This is a genomic window from Streptomyces sp. WM6372 (assembly GCF_001279655.1).
Taxonomy (GTDB): Bacteria; Actinomycetota; Actinomycetes; order Streptomycetales; family Streptomycetaceae; genus Streptomyces.
Genome location: NZ_LGDB01000200.1, coordinates 19,988 through 39,872 on the forward strand (window position 1 = coordinate 19,988; position 19,885 = coordinate 39,872).

The 19,885-nt window shown below is 73.5% G+C and carries 15 protein-coding genes; 8 read left to right on the top strand and 7 right to left on the bottom strand.

The genetic code is table 11. The features are described 5' to 3' along the window. Positions 1-17: 17 nt before the first annotated feature. Positions 18-371, bottom strand: a complete 354-nt coding sequence (locus ADK52_RS24495; protein ID WP_053691998.1) for a hypothetical protein — start codon at positions 369-371, stop codon at positions 18-20. 26 nt (positions 372-397) lie between these two features. Beyond that, positions 398-1,324: an alpha/beta fold hydrolase gene (locus ADK52_RS24500; RefSeq protein WP_053691999.1), complete on the bottom strand. Its 927-nt coding sequence runs from the start codon at positions 1,322-1,324 to the stop codon at positions 398-400. 128 nt (positions 1,325-1,452) lie between these two features. Here ADK52_RS24500 and ADK52_RS24505 point away from each other — a divergent pair, with 128 nt between their 5' ends. Together ADK52_RS24505 and pcrA are read left to right on the top strand one after the other, a co-directional pair. Beyond that, on the top strand, positions 1,453-1,800 hold the full coding sequence (locus tag ADK52_RS24505) for an ArsR/SmtB family transcription factor (RefSeq protein ID WP_053692000.1): 348 nt from the start codon (positions 1,453-1,455) through the stop codon (positions 1,798-1,800). Continuing rightward, a complete protein-coding gene (pcrA, locus tag ADK52_RS24510; protein ID WP_053692001.1) occupies positions 1,784-4,312 on the top strand; it encodes a DNA helicase PcrA in 2,529 nt (842 codons plus the stop codon). The genes ADK52_RS24505 and pcrA overlap by 17 nt, the downstream gene beginning before the upstream one ends. Positions 4,313-4,388: 76 nt before the next feature. Here the strand turns inward: pcrA and ADK52_RS24515 are convergent, their stop codons facing one another. Together ADK52_RS24515 and ADK52_RS24520 are read right to left on the bottom strand one after the other, a co-directional pair. Then, positions 4,389-6,053: a M23 family metallopeptidase gene (locus tag ADK52_RS24515; protein ID WP_078988570.1), complete on the bottom strand. Its 1,665-nt coding sequence runs from the start codon at positions 6,051-6,053 to the stop codon at positions 4,389-4,391. Between the two features lie 78 nt (positions 6,054-6,131). Further along, positions 6,132-6,917 (bottom strand): esterase/lipase family protein, encoded by a 786-nt coding sequence (locus tag ADK52_RS24520; RefSeq protein WP_053692003.1) that lies wholly within the window; start codon positions 6,915-6,917, stop codon positions 6,132-6,134. Positions 6,918-7,150: 233 nt separating this feature from the next. On the opposite strand from ADK52_RS24520, the gene ADK52_RS24525 reads away from it, so the two are divergent. Beyond that, on the top strand, positions 7,151-7,555 hold the full coding sequence (locus ADK52_RS24525; RefSeq protein WP_030154817.1) for a cobalamin B12-binding domain-containing protein: 405 nt from the start codon (positions 7,151-7,153) through the stop codon (positions 7,553-7,555). A gap of 137 nt (positions 7,556-7,692) precedes the next feature. Here ADK52_RS24525 and ADK52_RS24530 read toward each other — a convergent pair whose 3' ends face one another. Both ADK52_RS24530 and ADK52_RS24535 read right to left on the bottom strand, forming a co-directional pair. Continuing rightward, positions 7,693-9,420: a DUF5691 domain-containing protein gene (locus tag ADK52_RS24530; RefSeq protein WP_234344209.1), complete on the bottom strand. Its 1,728-nt coding sequence runs from the start codon at positions 9,418-9,420 to the stop codon at positions 7,693-7,695. Positions 9,421-9,527: 107 nt separating this feature from the next. Continuing rightward, on the bottom strand, positions 9,528-10,877 hold the full coding sequence (locus ADK52_RS24535) for an SWIM zinc finger family protein (protein WP_053692005.1): 1,350 nt from the start codon (positions 10,875-10,877) through the stop codon (positions 9,528-9,530). Positions 10,878-11,011: 134 nt separating this feature from the next. Here ADK52_RS24535 and ADK52_RS24540 point away from each other — a divergent pair, with 134 nt between their 5' ends. The 5 genes from ADK52_RS24540 to sucD all read left to right on the top strand — a co-directional run bounded on the left by ADK52_RS24540 (position 11,012) and on the right by sucD (position 18,136). Beyond that, positions 11,012-12,118 carry an ATP-binding protein gene (locus ADK52_RS24540; protein WP_053692006.1) on the top strand — a complete coding sequence of 369 codons (1,107 nt, stop codon included), beginning with the start codon at positions 11,012-11,014 and terminating at the stop codon, positions 12,116-12,118. After that, the gene (locus ADK52_RS24545; protein WP_053692007.1) at positions 12,115-14,451 is read left to right on the top strand and encodes a DUF5682 family protein; all 2,337 of its coding nucleotides are present in this window, start codon (positions 12,115-12,117) and stop codon (positions 14,449-14,451) included. Before ADK52_RS24540 ends, ADK52_RS24545 begins: the two co-directional genes overlap by 4 nt. Positions 14,452-14,545: 94 nt before the next feature. After that, the gene (locus ADK52_RS24550; RefSeq protein ID WP_053692008.1) at positions 14,546-15,694 is read left to right on the top strand and encodes a VWA domain-containing protein; all 1,149 of its coding nucleotides are present in this window, start codon (positions 14,546-14,548) and stop codon (positions 15,692-15,694) included. 351 nt (positions 15,695-16,045) lie between these two features. Continuing rightward, entirely contained in the window at positions 16,046-17,224 is a 1,179-nt protein-coding gene (sucC, locus tag ADK52_RS24555; protein ID WP_030154827.1) for an ADP-forming succinate--CoA ligase subunit beta, read from the top strand. Between the two features lie 21 nt (positions 17,225-17,245). Beyond that, complete coding sequence (sucD, locus tag ADK52_RS24560; protein ID WP_030864229.1) at positions 17,246-18,136, top strand: succinate--CoA ligase subunit alpha; 891 nt, start codon at positions 17,246-17,248, stop codon at positions 18,134-18,136. 88 nt (positions 18,137-18,224) lie between these two features. Here the strand turns inward: sucD and ADK52_RS44590 are convergent, their stop codons facing one another. After that, on the bottom strand, positions 18,225-19,868 hold the full coding sequence (locus ADK52_RS44590) for a helix-turn-helix domain-containing protein (RefSeq protein ID WP_053692009.1): 1,644 nt from the start codon (positions 19,866-19,868) through the stop codon (positions 18,225-18,227). Positions 19,869-19,885: the final 17 nt, after the last annotated feature.

Here is a 19,885-nt window from a genome sequence, read left to right on the forward strand (position 1 = left end):
GTGGTTCGGTGTCGGGATCAGTGCCAGAGGACGGCGATGAAGATATTGACCACGGTCAGCCCGCCGACCGCACCGAACAGCGCCTTCTCCACGTGCTCCTCGTCCCGCTTCACGTAGACGAGCGCGAGGATCACGAAGAGGACGGCGAGCTTCACACCGATCTTGATGTTGTTGACGTGGCCGCCGTCCATCTCGCGGAAGCCGACCAGCAGGACGCCGGTGACGAGCATCGTCAGCGCTCCGTGCAGCATCGCGGGCACGAAGCGTGCGGTGCCGGCGTTCATCGCCTTCATCTGGGTCAGGAAGCCGCCCAGGAGGGAGGCGATCCCGATGATGTGCAGGCCCACGAAGACACTGATGAGTACGTCCATGGCGTCGAGCGTACGGGGGCTCCCGGTCAGCCCAGGAAGCGGGTCAGCTCCCGGGAAACCACCTCCGGACGCTCCTCCGGGAGGTAGTGCCCGCTGCCGTCGACGCGGACCACGCGGGTGTCGGTGCCGAGGGCGGGGACGGCGCTCACGAGGCTCTCGTAGTTGCTGTACTCGCCGCCCAAGGCCAGGATCGGCGCGGTCACCGGGGCGTAGGACGCCAGGTCGGCGATGTCCTGGGTGAAGGTCCGGTACCAGTCGTTCGCGGCGCGCACGGCCTCCGGTGCTTCGTAGGCCCGGGCGTACACCGCGCGGGCGTGCGCGTCGACGGAGCCGGGGTCGGCGGCCGCGTTCGCGAACAGCCAGTCCAGCAGGAGGTGGAAGCGGCCGGCGAGCAGCTGCTCGGGGAGGCCGTGGACCTGGTTGAAGGCGAACCACCACTTGTGGCGCTGCCCCTGCTCGGGGAGCAGGGTCTGCCGGGCCCAGCTCTCCTCGGGGTGGGACACGTCCAGGAGGGCGATCTTCCGGGTGGCCTCGGGGTGGTTGGCGGCGAACGCGTAGGCCACCATCGCGCCGATGTCGTGGCCCACGACGTGCGCGCTCGCGATGCCGAGCCGGCCGAGCAGCGCGTGGACGTCGCGGGCCAGGGTCTTCTTGTCGTACCCGGTGGCGGGCTTGGCGGAGCCGCCCATGCCGCGCAGGTCGACGGCGATCACGCGGTGCCGGGCGGCCAGCGCGGGCAGCACCTTGCGCCACTGCCACCAGGTCTGCGGCCAGCCGCCGAGCAGGACGAGCGGCTCGCCGCCGCCGCCCTCGACGTAGTGCAGCCGGGTGCCGTTGACGTCGGCGTGGTGGCTGGTGAAGCCGCCGTCGAGGGAGGCGGCGAGCGCGGCGTCGTCGAGCGGGGTCTCGATGCGCGGGGTCTCGGTGAGCGGGCCGGTGGTGCTGCTGGGCATGGGAGGTCCCTCCTGCTGGCGCGCCGGACCGACCGTTCGAATATTTCGTACGGTCGCGGCGCTCTCGACTGTACGAGATCTTCGAACGATCTGGCAATGTCCGTACGAGATCTGCGTACAGTGAGGGCATGCCTGCCGCTGCCGAGCTGACCCACCCCTGCGCCGAGGACCTCGACCTGGCCGAGGTGCTCGCGGCCCTGGGGCACCCCGTCCGCCTGGAGATCGTCCGCAAGCTCGCCTCCGGCGAGGAGACGTTCTGCGGCGAGGTAGTGCCTGACCTGCCCCGATCGAGCGTCACGCACCACCTCAAGACGCTCCGCGAGGGCGGGGTGATCTGCCAGCGCCCGCAAGGCCGCAAGCTCTACCTCGCGCTGCGCCGCGACGATCTGGAACTGCGCTTCCCCGGTCTCCTGGAACTCGTCCTGGCGTGTCGGTCCCGACCTCTAGACTCGGAAAGCGATGAGCAGCCTCTTTGACGACAGTTTCCTGGCGGACCTCTCCCCCTCCGACGAGGTCCCCCCGCCGCCCGAGGATCACCCCGCCCCGGAGGAGGGCGCGGACGATCTCTTCGGGGGCCGGTTCGACGCGCCCGTCGACAGCGGGGGGCGCGGCGACGCGTACTACCGGGACGGCGCCCCCAGGCCCGTCATCGACCCCGCGACGCTCCTGGACGGGCTGAACGAGCAGCAGGCCGCGGCCGTCGTGCACGCCGGCTCCCCGCTGCTCATCGTGGCCGGCGCCGGCTCCGGCAAGACCCGGGTCCTGACCCACCGCATCGGCCACCTGCTGGCCGCGCGGAACGTCCACCCCGGCCAGATCCTCGCGATCACCTTCACCAACAAGGCCGCCGGCGAGATGAAGGAGCGCGTCGAGGGCCTGGTCGGCCCGCGCGCCAACGCCATGTGGGTGTCCACCTTCCACAGCGCGTGCGTCCGGATCCTGCGCCGCGAGTCCAAGCGCCTCGGGTTCACCTCGTCCTTCTCGATCTACGACGCGGCCGACTCGAAGCGCCTGATGGCCCTCGTCTGCCGCGACCTGGACCTGGACCCGAAGAAGTTCCCGCCCAAGGCCTTCAACGCCAAGATCTCGAACCTCAAGAACGAGCTCATCGACGAGGACGAGTTCGCCGGGCAGGCCGCCGACGGCTTCGAGAAGACCCTCGCCCAGGCGTACGCGATGTACCAGGGGCGGCTGCGCGAGGCCAACGCGCTCGACTTCGACGACATCATCATGACGACCGTCCACCTGCTCCAGGCGTTCCCGGACGTCGCCGAGCACTACCGGCGGCGCTTCCGCCACGTCCTGGTGGACGAGTACCAGGACACCAACCACGCCCAGTACACGCTGGTGTGCGAGCTCGTCGGCACCGGCTACCCGGACCTGCCGCCGGCCGAGCTGTGCGTGGTGGGTGACGCCGACCAGTCGATCTACGCCTTCCGCGGCGCGACCATCCGCAACATCCTCCAGTTCGAGGAGGACTACAAGGACGCGACGACGATCCTGCTGGAGCAGAACTACCGCTCCACGCAGACGATCCTCTCCGCCGCCAACGCGGTCATCGAGCGCAACGAGAACCGCCGCGCCAAGAACCTGTGGACCCAGGCCGGCACCGGCGCCGTCATCACCGGCTACGTCGCGGACACCGAGCACGACGAGGCGCAGTTCGTCGCCGACGAAATAGACCGGCTGACGGACGCCGGGGACGCCAAGGCGGGCGACGTCGCGATCTTCTACCGGACGAACGCGCAGTCGCGCGTGTTCGAGGAGATCTTCATCCGCGTCGGACTCCCGTACAAGGTCGTCGGCGGCGTCCGGTTCTACGAGCGCAAGGAAGTCCGGGACATCCTCGCGTACCTCCGCGTCCTCGCGAACCCCGAGGACAACGTCCCGCTCCGCCGGATCCTGAACGTACCCAAGCGCGGCATCGGCGAGCGCGCGGAAGCGATGATCGACGCGCTCGCGATGCGCGAGAAGATCACCTTCCCGCAGGCGCTGCGGCGCGTGGACGAGGCGTTCGGCATGGCCGCGCGCTCGACCAACGCGGTGAAGCGGTTCAACGTGCTGATGGAGGAGCTCCGCACGATCGTCGACTCGGGCGCGGGCCCGGCGGTGGTGCTGGAGGCGGTGCTGGAGCGTACGGGCTACCTCGCCGAGCTCCAGGCCTCGACCGACCCGCAGGACGAGACGCGCATCGAGAACCTCCAGGAACTCGCGGCCGTGGCCCTGGAGTTCGAGCAGGCGCGCGGCGAGGACACCGGGGCGTCTGCGGCCGGCGCCGCGGGTGGCACGCTCGCGGAGTTCCTGGAGCAGGTCGCGCTCGTCGCCGACTCCGACCAGATCCCGGACGAGGACGAGGACGGCTCGGGCGTCATCACGCTGATGACCCTGCACACCGCCAAGGGCCTCGAATTCCCGGTGGTCTTCCTGACCGGCATGGAGGACGGGGTCTTCCCGCACATGCGGGCCCTGGGCCAGACCAAGGAGCTGGAGGAGGAGCGCCGCCTCGCCTACGTCGGCATCACGCGGGCGCGCGAGCGGCTGTACCTCACCCGCTCCAGCATGCGCAGCGCGTGGGGCACCCCCTCCTACAACCCGCCGTCGCGGTTCCTGGAGGAGATCCCGGCCGAGTACCTGCAGTGGAAGCGCACGGGCGCGGCGCAGAAGCCGGCGGGCCCGATGCGGAGTTCGGGCTCCGGGTACGGATCCTCCGGCTCGGGGGGCGGCAAGGCCACGTTCGGGACCTCGCCGGAGGCGTTCCTGTCCTCGTCGCGCACGAAGTCGGGGCCGTCCGGGTTCGCCACGCGCCGGGCCGCCGACAAGCCGGTCATCGCGCTGTCGGTCGGGGACCGGGTCACGCACGACCAGTTCGGGCTGGGCACGGTCATGGAGGTCAAGGGCGCCGGCGCGGACGCGCAGGCCACCGTCGACTTCGGGGACGACAAGCCGAAGCGCCTGCTGCTGCGCTACGCGCCGGTGCAGAAGCTGTAAGGGGGGCGGGCCGGGGCCCGGGGAATCGGTTCGGGGATCGGTATCGGTCCCCGGGCCGGTCGGGCCCGGGTCGCGGCTAGGTCGGGTCCAGGCCGTGGCTGCGGAGCCAGGGCAGGGGGTCGATCGCCGAGCCGCCGCCGGGCCGGACCTCGAAGTGGAGGTGCGGGCCGGTCGAGTTGCCGGAGTTGCCGGAGTAGGCGATGACGTCGCCTGCCTTGACCTTCCCGGACCGGATCTTGGTGCTGCTGAGGTGGCAGTACCAGGTCTCGGTGCCGTCGGGCGAGGTCACTATGGCCATGTTGCCGTACGCGCTGTTCCACTGCGTGCGCACGGTGCCGTCGGTGGCGGACATGACCGGGGTGCCGTACGAGACCGGGAAGTCGATGCCGGTGTGCACGGACATCCACATGCCGCCGGCCTGGCCGAAGCTGGCGCTGAGGCCGTGCTGTTCGACCGGGATCGCGAACTTGGGGCGGGCCGCTTCCTTGGCCGCCTCCTCCTCCGCCTTCTTCTTCTTCTCGTCTTCCTGGCGCTGGCGCAGGTCGATGCGCTCCTGCGTGCGGCTCGCGCGGTCCGCGAAGTCGCCCGCGTCGGCGCTGAGCGCCGTCAGCTGGGTGTCGAGCTTGCTGTTCGCCGCGACGGGCTTCACCGAGGCCGGGTCGGGCGCGGCCATCGTGGTGGTGTCCGCGGCGGGCTTGTCCGTGCCGGTGAGTCCGCCGACGGAGGCGGCCGCGACGCCGGCGACGCCCATCACGCAGGCGGAGGGAACGGCCACGGTCAGCAGGGCGGAACGCTTCGCCGGGGTGCGGCGCCGGGAGCCCGCGGCAGCGGCGGGCGCCGACTTCGTCTTGGCACCGGCACGGCGCGAGGCGCGGGGCGCGGGCGGGGCGTCCGGGGTGACCGGCATGGCCTGGGTGGGCAGGTCGTGCACGGGGTCGGCCGCGAGGTCGGCATCGAGGTCGAGGTCGAGACCGGGACCGAAGTCCGGCTCGGCGCTGTCGGCGCCCTCGGCGGGGTCCGCGGTGTCGAGGACTTCGAAGACGGCGGTCTCGCTGTAGACGCCGGCGGCCGGGGTCTCGTAGCCGTAGGCCGGCTCTTGGTGCTGCCGCTGGTACTCGTACTGGTGGTGGTCGTACGAGAAGGTCTGGGTCTGCTGCTCGTGCTGCGGGACCGTGTTCCAGGCGGTGGCGTCGTACGCACCGGTCTCGGTGCCCGTGGTGCCGTAACCCGGTACCGCCCACTGCCCGGTCTGCTCGTAGCCGAGGGTGGTGGCGGCGGCCTGGTAGTCGGTGCTGCCGCTCTGCTGGTTCCAGGCGCTCGCGTCCCACTGCCCGGTTCCGGTCCCGGCGTCCTCGGGGACGCCGCCCTGGGCGGGGATCGACGACAGGTAGCCGCCGTCCTGTGCGTAACCGTCCTGCGTGGACCAGGCGGTGGAGTCGTACGCGCCGGTCTCGTACGAGGGGTAGGCAGAGGAGTAGTCGTACCCCTGGCCCTGCGTTTCGTAGGAAACGTAGGGCGAGTCACCAGCGAAAGTGGTGTTGGAAAGGCCGTCGTACCCGGAATCGGGGTACAGGCCCGACGAGGGGCGGTCGTTCACCAACTTCTCTTTCGCCTCGGCAGTGGGGGGCCTGGGTGGCCAGGGAACGGGAGGTTCCTTGGGGAGAGCAGTGGCGTGACTGTACCCGGCGGTTACTGGCAACGACAATCTTCCAGGGGTTTCGAGCTTTGCGGAACCGGGCATTCGGCCGTCTTTCGGTCGCGGCAAGGCCGAGCCTTGGCCTTGAGTTCGAAATCCGTTCGAGTTCCGGCGGGTTGGCATTCACGCGACGGAAGCGGTGTCTCCGAGGCTCGTGAGGGCGGCCGGGCCGGGCCCGTCGAGCGCGCGCCGGACCGCCGCCGTGACGGCGGGATGCGCGGGCAGGGCGAGGTGTCCGATGCCGGTGACCTGCACGTTCTCCGCGTAGAGGTCCGGGTGCTCGATGCGGGCCGTCTCGGTCGGGTCCATCAGCTCGTCGAACTCGCTCCAGAACGCCACGCATCGGGTCCGGCAGCCGGGCGCGGGCGCCCGCAGCTCGGCCATCACCTCGGAGTCCGGGCGCATCTGCCGGACCAGGGGGTGGGCGTCCATGAAGGGGGCGACCCGCGTACCGGAATGCGGGGTGCCGAGCGTGACGAGCGTGCGCACGCGGGCCCCGCCGCCGAGGCACTGGACGTAGTACCGCCCGACCAGACCGCCCAGGCTGTGCCCGACCAGGTCCACCCGCTCCTGTCCGGTGCGCTCGCACAGCTCCTCGACGCGCCGGGCGAGGTGGCGGGCGGTGACGCGCAGATCGCGCGTGAAGGGGGAGTAGTTGTACGTCTCCACGTGCCGCCGTCCGCCCGCGGCGAGGGTGCGGCGCAGCAGGATGAAGACGGACCGGTTGTCGGTGAACCCGTGCAGCAGGAGCACGGGCGGCCGAGCGTGGTCCTTTCCGTGTGTCCCGGCGGGCTTCTCAGACCGTATCCCGGTCGGGTAGAGCAGCAGGTGGCCGCCGAGGACCACTGCCTCCAGCACGCCCGCCCGCAGTGCGGCCCCGGAAACGGGTACGGGTATGGACACCCCCATCGACGGCCCCCCTCAGCCTTCCGGGACGTCGCCTTCGGAATGTGCCTTCGGGCCGCGGTCGGCCGCGCCACCGTGCCGTGCGGCTGTCGGTACGGTGGCGCGGCGCCCCCGGTGCGGCTCCCCTGGCGGTGAATCAACGCCGTCCCACGTGTGATTTCCCCCTCGTGGTTGACCGTGAAACGGGGGTGTGCGCGATGCTGTACTTAACGTTCGTTCACTCGGGAGGCAGTGCGATGGGTGTGACCGGTCCGATCCGTGTGGTGGTGGCCAAGCCGGGTCTCGACGGCCACGACCGCGGGGCCAAGGTGATCGCGCGTGCGCTGCGGGACGCGGGTATGGAGGTCATCTACACGGGCCTCCACCAGACCCCCGAGCAGATCGTGGACACCGCCATCCAGGAAGACGCCGACGCGATCGGCCTCTCGATCCTCTCGGGCGCCCACAACACGCTGTTCGCGCGCGTCCTGGAACTCCTCAAGGAGCGCGAGGCGGAGGACATCAAGGTCTTCGGGGGCGGCATCATCCCGGAGGACGACATCGCCCCGCTGAAGGCCAAGGGCGTGGCCGAGATCTTCACTCCCGGCGCGACGACGACGTCGATCGTCGACTGGGTCCGCGCCCACGTCCGCACCGCGTAGCCCCCGTCGCCCGGCCCGCCGACCCCTGCCAGGGTCGGCCGGGTAGGCGGGGTTGCCCGGGCCATCGGGGCGGGGTGCCGGCGGCGGTCGGCCGCGAGCGGGCCGCGCCGCGGGCCGTTGGCGACGGTCGGAGACGGTCAGGCGGGAGCGAGTTCCGAGAGCATCGTGGCGCGCAGGCGCAAGGTGGCGACCAGGCGCTGGAAGGCCTCGGCCCAGTACGCGGCGGCGCCGGACGAGCCCTCCGCCGGGTCGGCGAAACCGGCGCCCCGCGCCACCACCGCCTCCAGCCGCTCCGCCTCCGCAGGATCCAGGCAGCGCTCGGCCAGTCCCATCACCCCGCTGAAACTCCACGGGTAGCTGCCCGCCTCCCGCGCGGCGTCCAGCGCGTCCACCACCGCCCGCCCCAGCGTCCCCGCCCACGGCACCACGCACACCCCGAGCAGCTGGAAGGCCTCCGAGAGGCCGTGGGCCCGTATGAACTCCGCGACCCACCGCGCCCGTTCCCCGTCCGGCAGGACCGACAGCAGCTTCGCCCGCTCCGCGAGCGACGCCGTGCCCGGGGCCGTCGCGGGCGGCGCCGACGCCGAGCCGAGCAGCGCCTTCGACCACGCCGGATCGCGCTGGCGCACCGCCGCCCGGCACCACGCCGCGTGCAGCTCCTCCCGCCAGTTCTCGCCCCCGGCCACCGGCAGCGCCACGATCTCCGCCGGCCCCAGCCCCCCGAACCGCGCCCGCCAGCAGGACAGCGGCGCCGCCTCCACCAGCTGGCCCAGCCACCAGGCCCGCTCCCCGCGCCCGGCCGGCGGCCGTTCGACCACCCCGTCACGGAGCATCCCCGCATCGCACTCCGCCGGCGGAGTCACCCCCTGCGGCCCCACACAGGCCAGCGCCCGCTCGGCCATCCGTCCGGCCAACGCCGACTCGGGCAGCGCGGACAGCAACTCGGCGGCCGTCGCCCGGACGTTGCGGCTCCGGTCGCCCAGGGCCGCCTCCAGGAACGGCTCGTCCCCTCCCGTCAGGCCCACCCGCAGCGAGTCGAGGAACATCAGCCGGTCCTCGGCCCGCTCGGTGGCCCAGGTCGTCGACAGCAGCCGCGTCGCAGCCGCCGCCTCGTGCGCGCGCACGGCGCCCAGGAGGGCCACGCGCTCCGCGAACAGCCCCTCCTGCCACAGCCGTTCCACCCCCACCCGATCCGCGGGATCGGGCGGTTCCCCGGCGCCACCTGCCCCGCCGCGCAGGGCGAACCGCCAGTCCGGATTCAGCCGGGCCAGCCACAGTCCCCGCGCCCCGGTCAGGGCCAATGCCGGGGCGCGCAGGTCCGTACGGGCCCGCGCCGCGTCCAGCAGCGCCGGCACCAGCGCGTGCGGTGCCCGGTACCCGTGCCGCCCGGCGGCGGCCAGCCACTGCGGCAGCAGCTCCGTCAGGTCCGGTGCGGCCCCGCGGCGCCCGCCGCCGGCCGCGCCGGTGCGGCCGGCCAGCAGCTGGGCGAGCCGCAGCCGGGCCGCCGCCGGGGGAGCCGGTCGCGGATCCCGCGGCGCGGGTTCCGGCCGCGGCCCTGCCTCGGCGGGCCGCAGCCCGGCCCGCCGCCGTACGGTCTGCACCGCCGCCGCATCGAGCAGCGCCCGCGGATCCCCCTGCCGCCGCGCGGTCCCCAGCACCGCGGCCCCGACCAACTCCTCCCACTCGCCGTAACCGCCGCCCACGGCCGCGCCCGGTGCTGTCCCCGTCGTGGTCACCGTGCCCCTCCCTCTCGTCGTGCAGTGCTCCGGTCCCGCCCCCTCCGCGGGACCGGAGCGGATTTCGTGCCCCGTCGGTCGACCCTTCAGCTTGCGTGGTTGTCGTTCACAAAAGCCCCCCGGCTTCATCGTTCGTGCACGTCAGCGCCCCCGCGCCAACGCTCCCTCCCCTACTGGGCCGTGCTCTTTCGGCTCAGGGCGGGCCCGGCCCCCCGGGCCAGTCACCCCAGGGCCCGTCACCCCAGGGCGACCGGTTCCGGGCAGCCCGGATGCCACGCCGTCAACGGAGTGAATCCGCGGTGTCCGCATTCGCCGAACACCGTGACCGGGCCGCCGCCCGAGAGCGCGGCCAGCTGCCACAGCCCGGACCGCGATCCGCCGCCACCGGCCGGAGTGACCGGGAGCGCGGAGGTGCCCTCCGCGTCCGCCAGCTGCCAGCCCAGTTCCCCCGGTATCGGGATCACCGGGCCCAGCACCACCGGCCACGCGTCGAGCCACGGGTCCTCCCGCAGCGCCGCCCCGTAGGCCTCCAGCGCCGCCCCCGTACCGACCCCGGCCGGGACCCGGCTCGGTGCGGCCGCCGCGGACCTCTCCCCGAGATCCGCCCGCAGCCCCGCCGTACCGGGCCGGAAGCGAGCTTCCGCCTCCACCGCCAGTCCCACGGGCAGTGCCAGCTCCGGGGGCCGCCCAGGCGGTCCGAAGTCCAGCACCAGGGCCGGGCGCCCGCTCCCCAGCCCGTACAACCACGTCCGGCGGGTGGTGAGCCTGCCGTCCGGTGACACCGAGTCGTACTGGGCCAGGACCAGCCAGCGGTCCCGTACGACCTCCCCCTCCGCGGCCGGACCCGGAAGCCCCACCCTGCTCCGGACCGTCGCGGCGAGCGGCTCCGGCAGGCCCGCCAAACCGAGCCAGCCCCGGTTCAGCAGGTGCAGCAGCGCGCCCTCCTCCAGCATCCGGGCGGGCCATCCGGGACCGCAACTGGGTATCGTCCCCAACTCCCGTACCCGCGCCGCCAGTCCCGGCGCCTGGGCGTCGACCATCCGCGCCGCGGTCTCCTCCCAGGGCGCGTACCCCGCCCGCTGCTGGCCGGCCAGGCCGCTGCGCAGCACGTCCTCCAGCCGCTGTTCCAACTCGGCGACCCCCGCGCCGATCCGGGCCGCCCTCCGTTCGGCCCGGCGCCCCGCCGCCTCCGCGTCCGCCGGTCTGCCCGGCGCGGCTGCCGCCCGCGCGGCCTTCGCCGCCCGCCCCGCCGACCACTCGGCCGCCCAGTCCGGCGCCTCGCCGCTCTCGGCGCTCTCGCCGAACCCCTCCGCCGCCCGGAGCAGCAGCAGCCCGAGCGCGTGCTTGCACGGGAACTTCCGGCTCGGGCAGGAGCACTGGTACGCCGGGCCCGTCAGGTCCACGACCGTCCGGTACGGCGTGCTGCCGCTGCCCGTGCACACCCCCCACACCAAACCAGAAGCGGAACCTCCGATTTGCGACCACGGACCCGCCCTGCCCAGCTTGGCCCCCGCCGTGCGCGACGCATCGTCAGGAGCCAGAGCCAGTACCTGTTCCGCCGTCGGGCGGACCCCCTGCTCAGTCATGTGTTCCACCGTAGAGACCCCCACTGACAATCGCGCTGACCTGCAACGATGTTGTGGGGAAGGGGTGTTGTCAGTGGCATGGTGCACGGTTGTTCCAGCGGTCGGGAACGGCTGCCGAGCATTGGAGGGGGACCATGACCATGCCCGAGAACGACAAGGGCGCGGACGCGCTGCGGCCGCACGCCGAAGACGCCTTCGCGGAAGAACTGAAAGCCCTCGCGGCGGCCGACGACAGGCCCCGCCCGACGCGCTGGAAGCTCTCCCCGTGGGCCGTCGCGACCTACCTCCTGGGCGGCACCCTCGAAGACGGCACCGTCATCACGCCCAAGTACGTCGGCCCGCGCCGCATCGTCGAGGTCGCCGTCACCACCCTCGCCACCGACCGCGCCCTGCTCCTGCTCGGGGTCCCCGGCACCGCCAAGACCTGGGTGTCCGAGCACCTGGCCGCCGCTGTCAGCGGAGACTCCACCCTCCTCGTCCAAGGCACCGCCGGCACCCCCGAGGAGGCGATCCGGTACGGCTGGAACTACGCCCGCCTCCTCGCCCACGGGCCCAGCAGGGAGGCCCTCGTACCGAGCCCCGTCATGCGGGCCATGGCCGAGGGCTCGACCGCCCGCGTCGAGGAGCTCACCCGCATTCCGGCCGACGTCCAGGACACCCTCATCACCGTCCTGTCCGAGAAGACGCTCCCGATACCGGAACTCGGCCAGGAGGTGCAGGCCGTGCGCGGCTTCAACCTCATCGCCACCGCCAACGACCGCGACCGCGGGGTCAACGAGCTCTCCAGCGCGCTGCGCCGCCGCTTCAACACCGTCGTGCTGCCGCTGCCCGCCACCGCCGACGCCGAGGTCGACATCGTCGCCCGCCGCGTCGACCAGATGGGCCGCGCCCTCGACCTGCCGGCCGCGCCCGAGGGGCTGGAGGAGATCCGCCGCGTCGTCACCGTCTTCCGCGAGCTGCGCGAGGGGGTCACCGCCGACGGCCGTACGAAGGTGAAGTCGCCGAGCGGCACGCTGTCCACCGCCGAGGCCATATCGGTGGTCACCGGAGGCCTCGCGCTGGCCGCCCACTTCGGGGACGGCGTCCTGCGCCCGTCCGACGTGGCCGCCGGGATCCTCGGCGCCGTGGTCCGGGACCCGGCCGCCGACCGGGTCGTCTGGCAGGAGTACCTGGAGGCCGTGGTGCGCGAGCGGGACGGCTGGAAGGACTTCTACCGCGCCTGCCGGGAGGTGACGGCATGAGCGGGCCGGCCGCCGGGCGGCGGGGGCCGCTGCTGCTGGGCGTACGGCACCACGGGCCGGGCTCGGCCCGTGCGGTGCGGGCGGCCCTGGACGCGGCCCGTCCGGCGGCCGTGCTGATCGAGGGCCCGCCGGAGGGGGACGCACTGCTCCCGCTGGCCGCCGATCCCGGGATGCGGCCGCCCGTCGCCCTGCTCGCGCACGCCGCCGACGATCCGGGCAGGGCCGCGTTCTGGCCGCTGGCCGCGTTCTCGCCGGAGTGGGTCGCCATCCGCTGGGCGCAGGAGCAGGAGGTACCGGTTCCGGTCCGGTTCATCGACCTCCCCGCCGCGCACACGCTGGCCGCGGAGCCGGGCCGGGGAGCGGCCGGTTCCGACGCCGGTCCCGGGCCCGCCCCGGACCCCGGCCCGGACCTGGACCTGGCCCCCGACCCTGACCCGGACGGCGGCTCCGACTCCGACTCCGTACGGCTGGATCCGCTCGCGGTACTGGCCGAGACCGCCGGGTACGACGACCCCGAACGCTGGTGGGAGGACGTGGTCGAACACCGCGGCCCGGGGGCGACGGATCCGCTCGGCGCGTTCGAGGCGCTCGGGGAGGCCATGGGGGCCCTGCGCGAGGCCTACGGGGACGGCGGCCACGCCCGGGACCGGGTCCGCGAGGCCTACATGCGCCAGCGGATGCGGGCCGCCCGCCGGGAGTTCGGCGACGCGTACGCCGTGGTCTGCGGGGCCTGGCACGTGCCGGCGCTGGGCGCGAGGACCACGGCGGCCGCGGACAAGGCGCTGCTGACCGGGCTCCCCAAGGTCAAGGTGGAGACCGCCTGGGTCCCGTGGACCCACCGGCGGCTCGCCCGGGCCGGCGGGTACGGCGCGGGCATCACCTCGCCCGGCTGGTACGCGCACCTGTTCGCGGCCCGGGACCGGCCGGTGGAGCGGTGGCTGACCAAGGTCGCCGGGCTGCTCCGGGAGGAGGACCGGCAGGTCTCGCCGGCGCACGTCATCGAGGCGGTCCGGCTGGCCGGGACCCTGGCCGCGATGCGGGGAAGACCCCTGCCCGGGCTGGCGGAGACGCTGGAGGCGGTCCGGGCGGTGATGTGCGACGGCTCCGACGTGCCGCTCGCCCTGATCGAGGACCGTCTGGTCGTCGGGGACGTGCTCGGCGAAGTCCCCGACGGGGCCCCCGCGGTCCCGTTGCAGCGGGACCTGACCCGGCAGCAGCGCTCGCTGCGGCTCAAGGCCGAGGCGCGGGAGCGCGAGCTGGAACTCGACCTGCGCAAGGAGACCGACGCGGCGAAGTCCGTGCTGCTGCACCGGCTGCGGCTGCTCGGCATCGACTGGGGCGCACCGGCGGCTTCGCGGGGGAGTACGGGGACCTTCCGCGAGACGTGGCGGCTGCGCTGGGAGCCGGAGCTGTCGGTGCGGGTCGCCGAAGCCGGGATCTGGGGCACGACGGTCGTGGCGGCCGCCACCGCCAAGGCCGAGGCGGACGCGGCCGGGGCCGCGGAGCTCGGCGAGGTGACGGCGCTGGCCGAGCGGTGCCTGCTGGCCGGGCTGTCCGGGGCACTGCCCGCCGTACTGCGGGCCCTCGCGGACCGGGCCGCCCTGGACACCGACGTGGCGCGCCTCGCCAAGGCCCTGCCGGCGCTGGCCCGTTCGCTGCGGTACGGGGACGTACGGGGGACGAACGCGTCGGCGCTGGCCACGGTCGCGGGCGGGCTCGCGGAGCGGATCTGCGTGGCGCTGCCGCCGGCGTGCGCGGCGGGTCTGGAGGCGGAGGCGGCGGCGGAACTGCGGGGCCATGTGGACGCCGTGCACGGCGCGATCGGCCTGCTGGACGAGGACGGCCTGCGGGAGCGCTGGTCGGCGGTGCTGCGGGCGCTGGCCGGCCGGGACAGGGTGCCGGGGCTGATCCGCGGCCGGGCGGCCCGACTGCTCCTGGACGACGGACGCCTTCCGGCCGACGAGACGGCGCGCCTGATGGGCCTGGCCCTGTCCCCGGCGGCGCCGCCGCCCGACGCGGCGGGCTGGATAGAGGGCTTCGCGCAGGACGGCACGCTCCTCGTCCATGACGAGCGGCTGCTGGCGCTGATCGACACCTGGCTGGCCGGGGTCCCGGAGAGGGCCTTCACGGACGTACTCCCGCTGCTGCGGCGGACGTTCGGGGCGTACGAGCCGGGCGTCAAGCGGAGCCTGGGGGAGCTGGTCCGCCGGGGCCGCTCGCCGAAACCCGCACCGGGCGGCGCCCCCGCGGGCTTCGCCCCCGCAGGGGACCCGTCGCGCGCGGACGCGGTCCTGCCGGTCCTCGCCCTCCTCCTCTCCGGCCCACCGGCATGACCGCCGCCGGGCGCCGGGTGGGCGGCGGGCGGCGAGCGGCCAACAGGTGGCCAACCAGCGGCGGACAGGACCAGCAGCGGAAGGGAACGGGGAGATGACCGGTACAGGGGACGCGGCAGCGGCGGACGCCTCCGGAGAGGGCCGGCTGCGGAGGTGGCGGATGGTGCTCGGCGGGGAGGAGGACGGGACCGGGTGCGTGCTGGGCGGGCGGGAGGCCGCGATGGACGCCGCGCTCTCGGCGCTCTACGGGAAGGGCGGGCAGCGGGGTGCGGGGCTCGGCGGCTCCGCGCCGCGCGTGGCCCGCTGGCTCGGGGACATCCGTACGTACTTCCCGAGCTCCGTCGTCCAGATCATGCAGCGGGACGCCATCGAGCGGCTCGGCCTCGCCTCCCTCCTCCTGGAGCCCGAGATGCTGAAGGCCGTCGAGCCCGACGTGCACCTCGTCGGCACCCTCCTCTCCCTCAACAAGGCCATGCCCGAGACCACGCGCGAAACGGCCCGCGCCGTCGTCCGCAAGGTGGTCGAGCAGATGGAGAAACGGCTCGCGTCCCGCACCCGGGCCACCCTCACCGGAGCCCTCGACCGCTGCGCCCGCACCAGCCGCCCCCGGCACGCGGACATCGACTGGGACCGGACCATCCGGGCGAATCTGAAGAACTACCTGCCGGAGTACCGCACCGTCGTTCCCGAGCGGCTCATCGGATACGGGCGCGCCGCCCAGGCGGTGAAGAAAGAGGTGGTCCTCTGCATCGACCAGTCCGGCTCGATGGCGGCCTCCGTCGTCTACGCCTCCGTCTTCGGCGCGGTGCTCGCCTCGATGCGTTCGCTCGCGACCCGGCTCGTCGTGTTCGACACCGCGGTCGTGGACTTGACGGATCAGCTGGCGGATCCGGTCGACGTTCTCTTCGGTACGCAGCTCGGCGGCGGCACCGACATCAACCGCGCCCTCGCCTACTGCCAGTCCAAGATCACCCGTCCCGCCGACACCGTCGTCGTCCTGATCAGTGATCTCTACGAGGGCGGCATACGCAACGAGATGCTGGGCCGGGTCGCGGCCATGAAGGCGTCCGGGGTCGAGTTCGTGACCCTGCTCGCACTGTCCGACGAGGGGGCTCCCGCCTACGACCGCGAACACGCCGCAGCCCTTGCGGCACTTGGGGCCCCGGCCTTCGCCTGCACCCCCGACCTGTTCCCGGAGGTGATGGCCGCGGCCCTGGAGAAGCGCCCCCTGCCCGTCCCCTGACCGACCTGTCGGTCCCCTCCCGCCGGGCCCCGCGCCCCGCCCCGCCACGCGGTCGCGATCCCTCCCGCGGCGGGGTCGCGATCCTCCTCCACCGTGCGCCACCACACCTGGCGGATCGCACGAATATCCAGCTCAACCGTGAGGGGATCTGTGACAGGTATCACCGCTCAGGTGTGATCTGCGATTTAGGGACCCACGTCCCACGGGGATAACCTGCGGGACGGACATGCCGCGTCCACGGTCACCGTGTGCGCCTCCCTAGTGACAGCGCCGTCACGTTGCCCTCCGCGGCACGCCCACGCAGACAACCGCGAATCACTGCGAATCTTTGAAGACAAGGGACGGACGCGCGTGGACCTGTTCGAGTACCAGGCGAGGGACCTCTTCGCCAAGCACGGTGTACCGGTGCTGGCCGGTGAAGTCATCGACACGCCTGAGGCGGCTCGCGAGGCCACCGAGCGGCTGGGCGGCAAGTCGGTCGTCAAGGCGCAGGTGAAGGTCGGCGGCCGTGGCAAGGCCGGCGGCGTCAAGCTCGCCGCCACCCCGGACGAGGCCGTCGCCCGCGCGACGGACATCCTGGGCATGGACATCAAGGGCCACACGGTCCACAAGGTGATGATCGCCGAGACCGCCCCCGAGATCCTCGAGGAGTACTACGTCTCGTACCTGCTGGACCGCACCAACCGCACCTTCCTGGCCATGGCCTCGGTCGCGGGTGGCATGGACATCGAGCAGGTCGCCGAGGAGACCCCGGAGAAGCTCGCCAAGGTCCCGGTGAACGCCAACGAGGGCGTGACCATCGAGAAGGCCCGCGAGATCGTCGCCCTGGCGCAGTTCCCGGCCGAGGTCGCCGAGAAGGTCGCCGAGGTCCTCGTGACCCTGTGGGACACCTTCATCGCCGAGGACGCGCTCCTCGTCGAGGTCAACCCGCTCGCGAAGGTCGCCTCCGGCGACGTCATCGCCCTTGACGGCAAGGTCTCGCTCGACGAGAACGCCGAGTTCCGCCAGCCGGGCCACGAGGAGTTCGTGGACCACGCGGCCGCGAACCCGCTCGAGGCCGCCGCCAAGGCGAAGAACCTCAACTACGTGAAGCTCGACGGCGAGGTCGGCATCATCGGCAACGGCGCGGGTCTCGTCATGAGCACCCTCGACGTCGTCGCGTACGCCGGTGAGAACCACGGCGGCGTCAAGCCCGCCAACTTCCTGGACATCGGCGGTGGCGCCTCCGCCGCCGTCATGGCCAACGGTCTCGAGATCATCCTCGGCGACCCGGACGTCAAGTCCGTCTTCGTCAACGTCTTCGGTGGCATCACCGCGTGTGACGAGGTCGCCAACGGCATCGTCCAGGCGCTCCAGCTGCTGAAGGACAAGGGCGAAGAGGTCACCAAGCCCCTCGTCGTCCGTCTCGACGGCAACAACGCCGAGCTGGGTCGCAAGATCCTCTCGGACGCCAACCACCCGCTGGTCCAGCGCGTGGACACCATGGACGGCGCGGCCGACAAGGCCGCCGAGCTCGCGGCTGCGAAGTAAGGGCAGAGGTCACAGACTCACATGGCTATCTTCCTCAACAAGGACAGCAAGGTCATCGTCCAGGGCATGACCGGTGCCACGGGCATGAAGCACACCAAGCTGATGCTGGCTGACGGCACCAACATCGTCGGCGGCGTGAACCCGCGCAAGGCCGGCACGACCGTCGACTTCGACGGCACCGAGGTCCCGGTCTTCGGCTCCGTCGCCGAGGCGATGAAGGAGACGGGCGCCAACGTCTCCGTCCTCTTCGTCCCGCCGGCCTTCGCCAAGGCCGCCGTCGTCGAGGCCATCGACGCCGAGATCCCGCTGGCCGTCGTCATCACCGAGGGCATCGCGGTGCACGACTCCGCCGCCTTCTGGGCGTACGCGACCGCCAAGGGCAACAAGACCCGGATCATCGGCCCGAACTGCCCGGGTCTGATCACCCCCGGCCAGTCCAACGCCGGCATCATCCCGGGCGACATCACCAAGCCCGGCAAGATCGGTCTCGTGTCCAAGTCCGGCACGCTGACCTACCAGATGATGTACGAGCTGCGCGACATCGGCTTCACCTCCGCCGTCGGCATCGGTGGCGACCCGGTCATCGGCACCACGCACATCGACGCCCTGGAGGCCTTCGAGGCCGACCCGGAGACCGAGCTCATCGTCATGATCGGCGAGATCGGCGGCGACGCCGAGGAGCGTGCGGCGGACTTCATCGCGAAGAACGTCACCAAGCCGGTCGTCGGCTACGTCGCGGGCTTCACCGCCCCCGAGGGCAAGACCATGGGCCACGCCGGCGCCATCGTCTCCGGCTCCTCCGGCACCGCGCAGGCCAAGAAGGAGGCCCTCGAGGCCGCCGGCGTCAAGGTCGGCAAGACGCCGACCGAGACGGCCAAGCTGGCGCGCGAGATCCTGAACGCCGCGAAGTAACGCTTGCCGCTGCCGTACGTGCGCGTACGGCTGTACGGGCGTGGCCCGCATCCCCGAGTGGGGTGCGGGCCACGCCCGTTTCCGTCGGCTATTCGAGGCTGGGGGCGAGCCGCTCGGGCCGGTGGGCGGGGTGCGCGCGCAGCCTTTCGCGCAGCTGCCGGGTCTCGTCGGTGAGCCGCTGGGGGCCGGCGAGCGGGGGGACCCCGGAGACGCTCGCGCCGGGCGCGATGGGGGGCTCGTACTGGCGGGGCGCGGTCGCGGTGGTGTACGCGGTCGCCACGGCGATCACCGCGGTCAGGCCCAGGAACGCGCGGGTCCACCGCGTGGCGCGGTACTCGGCGGCGAGGCGTACGGAGGTTGCGGGGCGGGGTTCCAGCGGGACGGCCGGAGTGACGGCGCCGAGCCGCTCGCGCAGCACCGCGGACTGCTTCTCGGCGGGCGCGGCGGCCAGTTCCGGGATGCGGTCGGCGAGGGCGGCGTGCGCGTGCAGGAGGCGGTGGCCGGCGGTGGGGGTGGTGGCCTCGGTCTCGGCTGCGGTGTCGGGCAGGTCGAGGCCGACGCCGTCGTAGAGCAGGACGGTACGGCGGTGGGCCGGCGGGAGCGCCAGCATGGCGTCCATCAGGATCCGGTCGGCGGGCGCGGCGGGGGCCTTGTCGGGGTGCTTGTGGGCGCGGCGGAGCCCGTGCCAGGGGGAGAGGGCGTACTCGTACGCGGCCGCGCGCACCCAGCCGACGGGGTCGGGATCGACGGCCACCTCGGGCCACCGGGCCCAGGCCCGCTCGAACGCCCGCTCGACCGCCTCTTGGGCGAGCCGGCGGCGGCCGGTGAGCAGGTACGCCTGCCGCGCGAGCGCGGGCGCGGCGTACGCGTACAGCGCGTCGAACGCGGCCCCGGGCCCGGGGGGCCCGGGCGGCGCGGCCGCCGCGGGGTCGGGTGGGGTCGTCGCGGCGGGCGCGGGCCCGTGCCCCTCCGGGCCGGCCGTCGCGGCCGCGGCCGCGGCCGCTGTGGCTTCGGCGCCGGCCTCCCCGGGAGCCTCTCCGGGTGCGGGTGCGGGTGCGGGTGCGGGCGCGGGCCCGTGGCCCTCCGGGCCGGCCGGGGGCTGCTCGGACGCCTCCGGGGAGGCCGCCCCGGCTTCGGCCGGGGGGTGCACCAAGGCTTCGGCGGGGGCGAGGACGGGGGCGGGGCACGGCAGGGGGCCGGGCGTGCCGATGGCCCGGGCGGTGGCCCTGACGGTGAACTTCGCCTCGTGGCGGGGCACGGCCGTCGGCGGCTTCGCGGCCCGCTTGGCCGCGACCGGCGGCCGGGTCCGCGGCCCGTGCCCGGTCATGCCGAAGGGCCGCATGGCCCCGGGCATCCGCACCGCGGCCGCAGGGGCCGTCCGGGCGGCCGCCGTCACGGCAGCGGGGGCTGACACCGGCTCAGCCGGCGCGGTGTCCTGCGGGCCCGCGTCCGTCGGCCGGACGGCGGTGGTCGACCCGGCGGCGCCCGACACCGCGCCCGCGGGCGCGGTGTCGGGCGCCGCGGGCGCCGGAGCGAGGGACTCCAGGAAAGCGGCGTACGCCTCGCGTTTGCGGCCTCGGGGGTGGGTGCGCCCCGATTCCCAGGAGCGGACCGTGTCGGCCCTGACGCCCACCGCCGTCGCGACGGCCTCGTACGTCAGGCCGGCCGCCTCGCGCAGTCCGCGGCGTTCCTTGGGCGAGGGGAGCCTCGGCTCCTCGACGCTCTCTGTCATGCCACACTCCCCGTGAC